The sequence below is a fragment of the Bradyrhizobium sp. genome (assembly GCF_028868675.1).
GTDB lineage: Bacteria > Pseudomonadota > Alphaproteobacteria > Rhizobiales > Xanthobacteraceae > Bradyrhizobium.
In genome coordinates this window covers 1-10,854 of the sequence record NZ_JAGWUA010000171.1, presented here as the reverse complement: position 1 = coordinate 10,854, position 10,854 = coordinate 1, and the positions used below count along the sequence as shown (strand labels likewise).

Genomic DNA, 10,854 nt, shown 5'->3' with positions numbered 1-10,854 from the left:
CGAAGGTTCCGTCACCAACTCGAATTGCATGGGTCGTTCGACCGTGCCGGCGCCGGGCAATGCGGGTCCTGCTTGAAAAGGCCGCAGCGGCTTTCGTCGCTGCGGCCCCGCGGGGTCAAAAAGAAATAGGTGAAGTATTCGCCAGCCGTGAATGAGAACTTATCCGTTGGCCCGCGCCGGCTTGCAATTCGAATCCGCCGTTCCGATCAGCGGAACAAGCTCCGCTGTTGCGCCGATGCGACGGTTGGGACCGCGATCATGTCCGGAGCGGAGACCAATGAAGCATCGTCGCGCAGGCGATTTGCCCGGCACGTCAACCCTCATTTCGGAATATACGCAGTGCGGCACCGGCGCTTGACGGCCCTTTGCATGGGGTTGAACCTCGATTTCTAGTCGAGCTCGACCACCTGGCCATCCGCGAGCGACACCCGCCGGTCCATGCGGCCGGCCAGCTCCATGTTGTGGGTCGCGATCAGCATCGCGACCCGGGTCGCCTTGACGAGCTGCATAAGCGCCTGGAACACGTGATCGGCGGTGCCGGGATCGAGGTTGCCGGTCGGCTCGTCGGCGAGCAGCACCCGCGGCGCGTTGGCGACCGCGCGGGCGATCGCGACCCGCTGCTGCTCGCCGCCCGACAGCTCGGCCGGGCGATGGGTGATGCGGTCGCCGAGCCCGAGATAGGACAGGATCTCCTTGGCGCGCTTGACGCTCTCGGAGCGCTTCAGGCCGCGGATCATCTGCGGCAACATGACGTTCTCCAGCGCCGAGAATTCCGGCAACAGCCGGTGCGACTGGTAGACGAAACCGATCTCGGTGCGGCGGAGCTGGGTGCGCTCGATGTCGGGAAGCTGCGAGGTCGGCGCGCCCCCGACGTAGACCTCGCCGGCGTCCGGCGCCTCCAGCAGGCCCGCAATGTGCAGCAGCGTCGACTTGCCGGAGCCGGAGGGCGCCACCAGCGCCACCGACTGCCCCGGCCACAGCGCGAGCTTGGCGCCGTCCAGAATGGTCAGCGTCGCCTCGCCCTGCATGTACTGCCGTCTTATCTCGTGGAGATAGATGACCGGTACATCGTCCGCCCCCTGCTCCATCAGCCCCTCACTCGTACCGGAGCGCTTCGACGGGGTCGAGGCGCGCCGCGCGCCACGACGGGTAGAGCGTCGCGAGGAACGACAGCGTCAGCGCCATGATGACGACCGCGGAGGTCTCGCCGATGTCGATTTCGGCCGGCAGGCGGGACAGGAAGTAGAGTTCCGGCGAGAACAATTCGGTGCTGGTGAGCCAGGACAGGAATTGCCGGATCGATTCGATGTTGAGGCAGATGACGAGCCCGACGAAGAAGCCGACCAGCGTGCCGACCACGCCGATCGAGGCGCCGGTGATCAGGAAGATGCGCATGATGGAGCCTTGCGAGGCGCCCATGGTGCGCAGGATCGCGATGTCGCTGCCCTTGTCCTTCACCAGCATGATCAGGCCGGACACGATGTTGAGCGCCGCCACCAGCACGATCATGGTGAGGATCAGGAACATCACGTTGCGCTCGACCTGCAGCGCGTTGAAGAAGGTCGAGTTGCGCTGGCGCCAGTCGACCAGGAACACCGGCCGGCCGGCCGCTTCGGTCACGGACTTGCGGAACTGGTCGATGCGGTCCGGATTGGTGGTGAAGACCTCGATCGCGGTGACGTCGTTGTTGCGGTTGAAATAGGCCTGCGCCTCGGCGAGCGGCATGAAGACGAAGCCGGCGTCGTATTCGGACATGCCGATCTCGAACACCGCCGTCACCTTGTAGGGCTTGATCCGCGGCGTGGTGCCCATCGGAGTGACGGCCCCCTTCGGCGAGACGAGCGTGATGCTATCGCCGGCATGCACCGACAACTGATCGGCGAGCCGCCGGCCGATGGCGATGCCCTGCCCCTCGTCAAAACCCTCGAGCGAGCCTTGCTTGATGTTCTTCGCGATCGAGGTGAGGTTGTTGAGGTCGTCCGCCCGCATGCCGCGAATGAGCACGCCCGCCGCATTGAAGGGCGAGGACGCAAGCCCCTGGCCGTCCACCACCGGCGCAACCAGCCGGATGCCCTCGACCTGGCTGATGCGGTCGGCAACATCCTTCCAGTCGGTCAGCGGCGATTCCAGCGGCTGCACCAGGATATGGCCGTTGAGGCCGAGGATCTTGTCGAGCAGTTCCTTGCGGAAGCCGTTCATGACGGCCATGACGATGATCAGCGTCGCCACGCCCAGCATGATGCCGAGGAAGGAGAAGCCGGCGATGACCGAGATGAATCCCTCCTTGCGGCGCGCCCGCAAATAGCGTGCCGACAGCATCCATTCGAAGGGCGCGAAGGGCGCGGTTTGCGCGGGTGCGGTCATGGTTTCGTCCATCACTCGATAATCCCATGATTCGGGGGGCAATTGTGGCCGGATTGGCCACCCCGCGGTCGCGCGATGAACAATATTCAACCGGCCAGGCGCGCCACGGCGTCGGCGGGCGACATTGTCTCGCGCGCGCCGTCGGTCCGCCGCTTGATCTCGACCTTGCCCTCGGCCAGCCCCTTCGGGCCGATCATGATCTGCCAGGGAATGCCGATCAGGTCGGCGGCGGCGAATTTTGCGCCGGCGCGCTGGTCGGTGTCGTCGTAGAGCACGTCGACGCCCTTGGCCGTGAGCTCGGCATAGAGCTTTTCGCAGGCCGCATCGACCGCGGCATCGCCCTGCTTGAGGTTGAGCACGACGGCCCGGAACGGCGCCACCGCCTCCGGCCATTTGATGCCGGCATCGTCATGGCAGGCCTCGATGATGGCTCCGACCAGCCGCGAGACGCCGACGCCGTAGGAGCCGCCATGGATCGGCACGTCGACCCCGTCGGGACCGGCGACAAGAGCCTTCATCGGCTCGGAATATTTGGTGCCGAAATAGAAGATCTGGCCGACCTCGATGCCGCGGGTGTGAACCCGCTTGTCGGCCGGCACCTCCTGCTCGAAACGCGCGGCGTCGTGGACGTCTTCGGTTGCGGCATAGACCGAGGTCCACTGCCTGATGATCGGGGTGAGGTCGCCGCCATAGTCGACGTCCTCGCCCGGCACCGGCAGTTCCAGCACGTCGCGATCGCAGTAGACGGCGGACTCGCCGGTCTCGGCGAGCACGATGAACTCGTGGCTGAGATCGCCGCCGATCGGCCCGGTCTCGGCGCGCATCGGGATCGCCTTCAGCCCCATCCGCGCGAAGGTGCGCAAATAGGCGACGAACATCTTGTTGTAGGCGACGCGGGCGGCGGCCTCGTTGAGATCGAAGGAATAGGCGTCCTTCATCAGAAACTCGCGGCCGCGCATCACGCCGAAGCGCGGGCGCTGCTCGTCGCGGAACTTCCACTGGATGTGATAGAGGTTGAGCGGCAGGTTCTTGTAGGACTTCACATAGGCGCGGAAGATCTCGGTGATCATCTCCTCGTTGGTCGGCCCATAGAGGAGCTCGCGCTTGTGCCGGTCGGCGATGCGCAGCATCTCCGGGCCGTAGGCGTCGTAGCGGCCGCTCTCGCGCCAGAGATCGGCGAGCTGCAGCGTCGGCATCAGCACCTCGATCGCGCCGGAGCGGTCCTGCTCCTCGCGCACGATCTGCTCGATCTTCTTCAGCACGCGGAAGCCGAGCGGCAGCCAGGCGTAGATGCCGGCGGCCTCCTGCCGCATCATGCCCGCCCGCAGCATCAGGCGATGCGAGACGATCTCCGCCTCCTTCGGATTTTCCTTCAGGATCGGGAGAAAAAACCGCGACAATCGCATGGGACCACTCGAAGATTCGGACGGGGCTGCAGTGAAACCGGATTGCCGGCGAAAATACAAGGCTGGGAATGAGGAAAACCGGCTAAAGCAACGGGATTCCTCATTAATTTTCCGTCCGGCGCAGGTGAAGGTTGAGCGATGTGCGATCCTCAGGGCGGCGCCAGCTCGAAGTCGTCCTCGAGCGTGATCCGCTCGAAATCGCTGACCAGCGCATCGATGCGCAGGTGCCAGCGGCCGGCCAGGGGCAATTCGACCTTGCGCGCATGCCAGTAGCCGTCGGCGCCGAGCTCGGCGTCGCGCTCCATCGGCTCGATGCCGCGCTCCGGCAGGCTCAGCGTCAGCGTGACCTCCTTCGCCTTCAGCAACGCGCCCTTGCCCGTCATCAACTGCAGCACGAAATCGTCGGTGCCGACCTTGCCCGGCGAGACCAGCACCTGGAACATCGCCTTGTCGGTGTGGATGTGAACCGCCAGCGGCGTCTCCGGAACGATCGTGCGCGGCGGCGGCGTGAAGCGCCAGCCGGCGACGACGGCGAGGATGGCGAGCGCCAGCGCGCATTCGAACAGGATCGAGCGCCTGAGCGCCGGCGCGGCCGCGCGTTCGGTCGCGAGCGCCGGCGTCAGTCGGAGGCGGTTGAGCGCGGCGAGCGCCAACAGCCCCGCGACCAGCGCGAGCTTGATCGAGAGGATGATGCCGTATCGAGTTTCGACCAAGGCAGCCGGGCTCCCGAGCTGAATGACCGCGAGTACAAGCCCGGTCAGCGCAAGGATCGCCACGACGGGCACGGCAACGCCCGAGAAGCGGTTGAGGATCGGCAGCGCCTCGGCCGTCGGCCCCGACACCAGCGCGACGAGCGGCGCCAGCGCACCGATCCAGAACGCGACGCCGAGGCCGTGCAGGACAATCGCAGGTCGTGTCAGCAATTCGGGCGGCGCCGTGGCCGCGTGCCCGGAAAGCGCCAGCGACAGGCCGACGCCGCCGAGCGCGACCGCCGACAGCGTGCGCGTCGCCCCTGCCCGCGCATCCCGCAGCACGACCCAAGACATCGCCATCACAACGAAAGCGATCAGCAACGATGGCCCTGCGCTGGTCGTTGCAGCAATCTTCCAGGGCGCAGGTGTCAGCAACGCCGTCGCCGACACGCCCAGTAGATCGGCGCCCAACAGGCCGAGCGAGGCTGCGGCACTGACCAAGCCGATCGCAAGCGCTGCGCGCGCCACGATCAATCCATCCGCGCGGCGAGAGATCCAGCTCGCGAAGAAGGCTCCGCCGACGCCGGCAAACAGGCCGAGATAGACGCCGATCCGTCCCAGCCAGATCAGCCCGTTGAGGCCACCGTCGGTCGCCGGCGGCGGCGTGCCGGCCGTCGGCGCGCCGACCGAGAAGATGACCGATCCCACGACGGGATGGCCATCCTCGGAGATCACGCGATAGCTGACGATCGCGGTGCCCCGCGGCAGGTCCTGCGGAACGGCCAGCGAGACGGTTTCGCCGGCGGCGGTGACGCGCGCGTCGTCGCGCACCCTGCCCTCGGCATCGATCAGCCTGATGGCGCCCGGCGTCACACTCTCGTTGAAGCGCAGCTCGACCACCTTCGGCGGGCTCGCGAGCACGCTGCCATTGGCCGGTTCGACCGCGACCAGCGCGGCGTGGGCCGACGCACCGGTCGCAAAGCCGGCAAGGAGGAGCAGCGTCGCAAGACCCGCCAGCCAGCGCATCAGAGCTTTGGCAGCAGCTTGACGCCCGGCGCCGGAGTCTTGCTGTCGTGCGAATGACCGGCGCCTTCGGCAGGGATGTCGATCCAGCGGCTGACGCCGTTCTCGCATTCCTGCACCACCGGGAAGTACAGCGTGGTGTTCGGCTTCAGGCCGTCGGTCAGGTAGGTGGCGACGACGAACTCGTCGTAGTTGCGATCGGGCAGCTTGCCGCCCGACCACACCACTTCCTTCGCGCCCGAGGATATCCTGTTGCCGTGATAGCTGTATTCGGCCGAATACTTGCCGTCGACGACATCGACGCTCCAGCCGGCCTTCGGCATCGGCTTCACCGAGATCACGCCTTCCGGAATCTGCACGCGGATCTTGACCGTGGGCGAACCCGCGCAGCCGTGCGGCACGGCGAACACGGCCTTGTAGGAGCCCCCGACCGTGGCCTGCTTGCCTTCGAGGTAAACATGCGCCAGCGCAGGCGAGCCCGCCAGCACGGCGGCTGCGGCGAGGACGCCGCAAGTTGAAACTGTCCGCATCGCGCGCCTCACATCTTCATGCCGGAATGACCGTGGTCCTTCTGCATTTGCATGTGGCCGCCCTTGTCGGCCGAACCGCCGGGCGCCTGCGCGCCGACGCCCTGGATGTCGAGCGAGACCTGCACCTTGCCGGCCTTCTCGAATTCCAGCGTCACCGGCACCTTGTCGCCCTGCTTGAGCGCGCCCTTGAGCTCCTCCAGCATCAGATGGTAGCCGCCCGGCGCGAGCTTCACGGTCTTGCCCGGCTCGATCGCGAGCCCCTTGTCGAGCGCGCGCATCTTCATCACGCCGTTGTCCATCGCCATCTCGTGGACCGACAGCTTGCCGGCGATCTCGGCCGAGCCGCCGATCAGCCGATCCGGCGTCGTGCCCTTGTTCTCGATGGTGAGATAGCCGCCAGCCACCTTGGCGCCGCCGGGCGTCGCGCGGCTCCAGGCCTGGGTGATCACGAGATCGCCGGCCTTGATCTCCTGCGCAGCGGCGGGTGTAGCCAGCGTGGCGGCGAACAGGGCGAAGCCCGCTAGTCCGGCCAGAAACGTCTTCATGGAGTGCTCCTTTTTGTCATTGGCAAGTGGTCAGAACGTGTACTTCGCCGCCAGCACGTAGGTTCGCCCCGGGAAGGGGTGGAACAGGAAATACTGGTAGTTGAAGAGATTATCGACGCCGAGATCAAACGAGAAATTCTTCGTGGCATTGTAGTGGATTTTCGCGTCGACCACGAAGAAGTTGTCGAACGCGCCGTACACGTGGGGGATACGATCGGTGTTGTCCAGCGTCGAATACTGCTTGCCGCTGTAGCGCGCGGCCACCGTGTAGACCCAGCTCTCGTTCGGCCGGTAGCTCACGCCGAACTTGGCGCGCCAGTCCGGCACGTAGGGCACGCGCTTGCCGACCACGGTGGTGGGCTGGTTGGTCACGGGATCGATACCGGCCCAGCTCGCATCGGCCAGGATGCGGGAGTCGACGTAGGTGACGCTGCCGAACAGCTGCAGGCCCGTGACCAGCACATTGTCCTTTTCGGCCGACAATTCCACACCCCGCATGCGGATCGCATCGACGTTGCTGATGACGGTCGTCGGCGTCTGCACTTTCGTCGTCGGATTGGTGACGAGATTGGTTTGCGAGATGATCGCGTGGTCGGTGTGCTCGCTGAACAGGGTCAGCCGCACACGACCGTCGTTCCACTTGCGCTCGATGTTCAGCTCGCCCGTCAGGTCCTGCTCGGGCAGCAGGTTGGGATTGGCGAAGGTGGCCACGCCGCCGACGGTCAGATTCTGATAGAGCTCCATCACCGTCGGATAGCGATAGGCGTGGCCGAAATTCGCCGTGACGTTCCACTCCTTGTCGAGATCGTAGGACAGCGACGCCTTCGGAGAAAAGTTGGTCGAGGCGAGTCCCGGCTGGAGGATCGACTTGGTCGAGATGATGGCGCCGGCGCTGGTCGTCGTCGTGTTGAGGTTGAACCCATCCCGCGCCTGCCAGGTCTCGAGCCGCCCGCCGAGCGTCAGCTTCAGGTTGGGTACGATCTTCCAAGCGTCCTGAATCCAGAGCGCGCCCGTGCGCGTTTCACCCTCGCCTTGCGAGTAAAGCGTGCCGGTCCCGTTGTCGTTGGTCGCGAACCAGACCGACGAGGCGAAGACCGGGGATTCCAGGCGATAGCGGTCGCCGTGGACGCCGAAGCTGACCTCATGCGACCCGCCACGGCCATTCGGCCGCCAGATGCCCTTGGCGTCGGCGTTCTGCCAGTTCGTGCCGTCCATCCGCGTGACCTTGCCGTTCAGGGAATAGCCGACGCCGGTAGGTGCAACGGTGAACGGATTGAGCTGGATGTCCTGGAGATAGTTGTAGCTTGAGGCCGACAGATCGAAATCGAAGGTCCCCTTGGTGTCGCTCCTGAGCGATACCGCGTTGCTCAGGTGGGTCTGGTCCCAGACGTATTTGGCGCTGGCAAAGCTGGAGATCCCCGCGAAGGTCGGCTGCCCGGTGGCGGTCGACGTGAGATAAGTCTGCGGGTTCGAGACCTGGTGGTTGTTCCAGACGCCGAACGAATAGGTCGCCTGCACCAGCGGCGTCAGGTCGAGAGCAAGACGAAGATTGCCGGAGGTCTGCTGCGAGCGCGCCAGGATTCCGGTCCCGACGACGTTCGCCGGAACCCCTTGCTTGTTGAGCGCCGGAAAGGTCCCCGTGGTCCCCCCGGGAATGGTTGCGCTGGTCGTGTAGGTCAGCGGCTGCTGAAAACTGTCGAGATAGTTGGCCGAGGCCAGCCAGGACAGGTTGCCGTTGCGGTTGCCCGCCGCGGCGCTGGTCTGGCTGGTGGGATAGACATCCCGCGTGCCGTATTGGCTCCACGGCATCACCGAGACCGTCTCCTTGGCGACGGCGAATGGCTTGTCCGGCATCTTCGAGGCGATCAGCAGCACGCCCCCGATCGAGTTGCCGGGATAGGCGGCTGCGAACGGGCCGTTGAGATAGTCGACTCGTCCGATCGCCTCCGGCGAGATCAGGTTCCATTTCGGTGAAGCCGTGGTGTTGTTGTTGCCGATCAGTGCCGAGATCAGGAGATCGTCGTAGTAGATCAGCGTGCGCGAGCTCGAATTGAGGCCCCAGCTCCGGGTCGCCAGCACCGACATGTTGTCGCCGTCGTTGCGTTTGCGCACGAACAGGCTCGGCATGTATTTGACGGCATCCTCCGCGTCCTTGAGGTTGATGGTCTCGTCGATCTCCTTCGCCGTGACGCTGAAGGATTCTTGCGGAAGCTGGTAGCGCGCCACGGCCGGCGGGGTCTCGAGCGAGGCCCGCGCCGCGGCTCCCTGCGGGTTGACCACGAGAACCGTCCGCGGCCGGTCGGCGGCCGATCGCGTGACGGCGGTCCGCGGCACCGGCTTGCGCGCGGCCGGCGGAGGCGACTGCGGCGCATCGACAGTGACCTCCGGCAGCACCCTTTCGCTGCTCTGGGCGAACGCCTCGCCCGCCGACGCGAGCAGCATTGCCTGAACGGCAACGATACTCACGCCGCACAGGGCATGAAGACGGAACATGAGATGTTTCCTGACGCCGGCCGCTTGGCCGGCCGCTCGACGGCATCAGTCGCCGGCGGACGGACCGCGGCGACAACGAGGGTCGTCAGGAAATGTGCGGCGGTGCACGCGCTTGCGCGTTGGAGCCGCCGTGCGAGAGGACGACGGCCGTGGACACGTCGTGCCAAACCACCCGGTCCGCCTGGCGGAAGGGAGCCGCAAAGGTCGTTTGCGGCGTGTCGAGGGATGCGTTGGCCTGCACAAGGCAACAGATCGAGCAGCTTCCGGCATGCGCGACCGGCGCGCCGGTTTGATCGTCTCCGGCGGGAGCAGACGCGTCGTTGTGGCAGATAGCGGCGTTCTGCAGCGGATCGGCGGCCGCAGCGCCCGCGGCCCAGCACGCGGCAATCGGCGCCAGCACCTGCATCGCCAAGGCGAGCAGGACAATCGGGAGGAACTTTTGCAGCCGCGCGTGCATCAGCCGAGCCATTCGTTCGGTCATCAAATAAACACCGCGCCGAGCGGAGTCGAGGTCAGTTCCTGGCCGAACTTGGCGCAAGACGAGCTCATGTGACGAAATCGCATCACCGCCGCGGCATGCTGCGCCTCCCATTCTCGGATTTCTCTACCATAATACCCCTAGACATCCGCCGGGCGCCGGCGCACCTCATGATCATTTCGCCAACTGCTCGAACTTTGAACAATCGTTGCTGAAAATGATGACAAGCCCGAAAATTTGATCTAGCGTTCCAGCCTCAGGCCGGCTGCGAAGCCGAGTTCTGATGGTCCAAGTCTCGGGAGGAGCCCTGACGCGCAAAATGCAGCGTCGCCCCGTCAATCAAGATCAAATCTGGGATATCGGGGAAAACAGGGTCGACACAATTTTTGAGCGGGGGTTGGCCCCGCTCTTTTTTTATGACGTCGTTTAGCGGTCGTCGATGAAGCGCAGATGAACGCTTTCGCCAATCCGATCGAGCGGAGCTTCGAGCTCGCCGCGGAACGCTGCGAGGACCTGACGCAGCCGGTCTATCAACGCCTGTTCCGCGATCATCCCGAAGCGCGGGCGATGTTTCGCAGCGAAGGCGGGGACCTCGTCCGAGGATCGATGCTCGCGCTTGCCGTCGAGGCGATCCTGGATTTCGCAGGCGAACGCAGCGGGCATTTTCGGCTGATCGGGTCCGAAGTGACGTCGCACGACGCCTACGGCACCTCGCGGGCGCTGTTCGTCGACTTCTTCCGCGTCATCAGGGACACGCTGCGCGAGATGCTGGGAAGCGCGTGGACAGGCGAGATCGATGCCGCCTGGCAGCGCCTGCTTCGCGAGATCGACGATCTCGTCGCCGTCAGCGTTTAGAACTGCTCACGCTCCAAAAAACTCGAACCGATCTCGGCCTTACGCTTGATCGGGTCGTAGTCGCAATAAACGCCGTCGGCCAGGAGCGTGTAGCTCGCGACAACCGCGTACTTGTCGAGCTTGACCGAGTTCAGACCGATGACGGAGGTGCTCTTGCCGCCGTTCCATTTGAACGGGGTCGAGCTTTGTGCCCGCTCGCAGGCCGCCACCGCCTCGTTGAAGACGTAGCCTTCGACGAAGGCCTTCATGGTCCTGACCTGCACGGCCATCTTCCACTCGAAATAGCCGACGGCACCGAGCGCTGCGACGATCAGCACCAGAACCCCAATGACGATCCTCTGAAAAGTCATTCGCTCCCCCAAACGACCGGGCCGCCATTCAAGTCTAGAACGGCATTCCCATCAATTTCGACAATCGTTCAATCGAGAGATAGCCGGCATGGTAGGCGGACATGCCGATCGCGAACAC

Annotated in this window: 10 protein-coding genes; 1 reads left to right on the top strand and 9 read right to left on the bottom strand. The window is 65.0% G+C overall.

Annotated features, from left to right (window positions below; genetic code table 11):
• Positions 1-389: 389 nt before the first annotated feature.
• The 8 genes from KGM94_RS19335 to KGM94_RS19300 all read right to left on the bottom strand — a co-directional run bounded on the left by KGM94_RS19335 (position 390) and on the right by KGM94_RS19300 (position 9,534).
• Positions 390-1,088 (bottom strand): ABC transporter ATP-binding protein, encoded by a 699-nt coding sequence (locus KGM94_RS19335; protein ID WP_300263007.1) that lies wholly within the window; start codon positions 1,086-1,088, stop codon positions 390-392.
• Positions 1,089-1,095: 7 nt separating this feature from the next.
• A complete protein-coding gene (locus KGM94_RS19330; protein ID WP_300263005.1) occupies positions 1,096-2,376 on the bottom strand; it encodes a lipoprotein-releasing ABC transporter permease subunit in 1,281 nt (426 codons plus the stop codon).
• A gap of 74 nt (positions 2,377-2,450) precedes the next feature.
• Positions 2,451-3,770: a proline--tRNA ligase gene (gene proS / locus KGM94_RS19325; RefSeq protein WP_300263002.1), complete on the bottom strand. Its 1,320-nt coding sequence runs from the start codon at positions 3,768-3,770 to the stop codon at positions 2,451-2,453.
• Positions 3,771-3,919: 149 nt separating this feature from the next.
• Positions 3,920-5,488, bottom strand: a complete 1,569-nt coding sequence (locus tag KGM94_RS19320; RefSeq protein ID WP_300262999.1) for a CopD family protein — start codon at positions 5,486-5,488, stop codon at positions 3,920-3,922.
• Complete coding sequence (locus KGM94_RS19315) at positions 5,488-6,015, bottom strand: DUF1775 domain-containing protein (RefSeq protein ID WP_300262997.1); 528 nt, start codon at positions 6,013-6,015, stop codon at positions 5,488-5,490. The genes KGM94_RS19320 and KGM94_RS19315 overlap by 1 nt, the downstream gene beginning before the upstream one ends.
• A gap of 8 nt (positions 6,016-6,023) precedes the next feature.
• Positions 6,024-6,560, bottom strand: coding sequence for a copper chaperone PCu(A)C (locus tag KGM94_RS19310; RefSeq protein WP_300262994.1), 537 nt, complete (start codon positions 6,558-6,560; stop codon positions 6,024-6,026).
• A 30-nt stretch (positions 6,561-6,590) separates the two neighbouring features.
• Entirely contained in the window at positions 6,591-9,053 is a 2,463-nt protein-coding gene (locus KGM94_RS19305; RefSeq protein ID WP_300262990.1) for a TonB-dependent receptor, read from the bottom strand.
• A gap of 85 nt (positions 9,054-9,138) precedes the next feature.
• The gene (locus tag KGM94_RS19300; protein ID WP_300262987.1) at positions 9,139-9,534 is read right to left on the bottom strand and encodes a DUF2946 domain-containing protein; all 396 of its coding nucleotides are present in this window, start codon (positions 9,532-9,534) and stop codon (positions 9,139-9,141) included.
• A 447-nt stretch (positions 9,535-9,981) separates the two neighbouring features.
• On the opposite strand from KGM94_RS19300, the gene KGM94_RS19295 reads away from it, so the two are divergent.
• Positions 9,982-10,386, top strand: coding sequence for a globin (locus KGM94_RS19295; protein WP_300262984.1), 405 nt, complete (start codon positions 9,982-9,984; stop codon positions 10,384-10,386).
• Here KGM94_RS19295 and KGM94_RS19290 read toward each other — a convergent pair.
• Positions 10,383-10,736 carry a hypothetical protein gene (locus KGM94_RS19290; protein WP_300262981.1) on the bottom strand — a complete coding sequence of 118 codons (354 nt, stop codon included), beginning with the start codon at positions 10,734-10,736 and terminating at the stop codon, positions 10,383-10,385. The two genes, KGM94_RS19295 and KGM94_RS19290, sit on opposite strands and share 4 nt — an antisense overlap.
• Positions 10,737-10,854 lie beyond the last annotated feature (118 nt).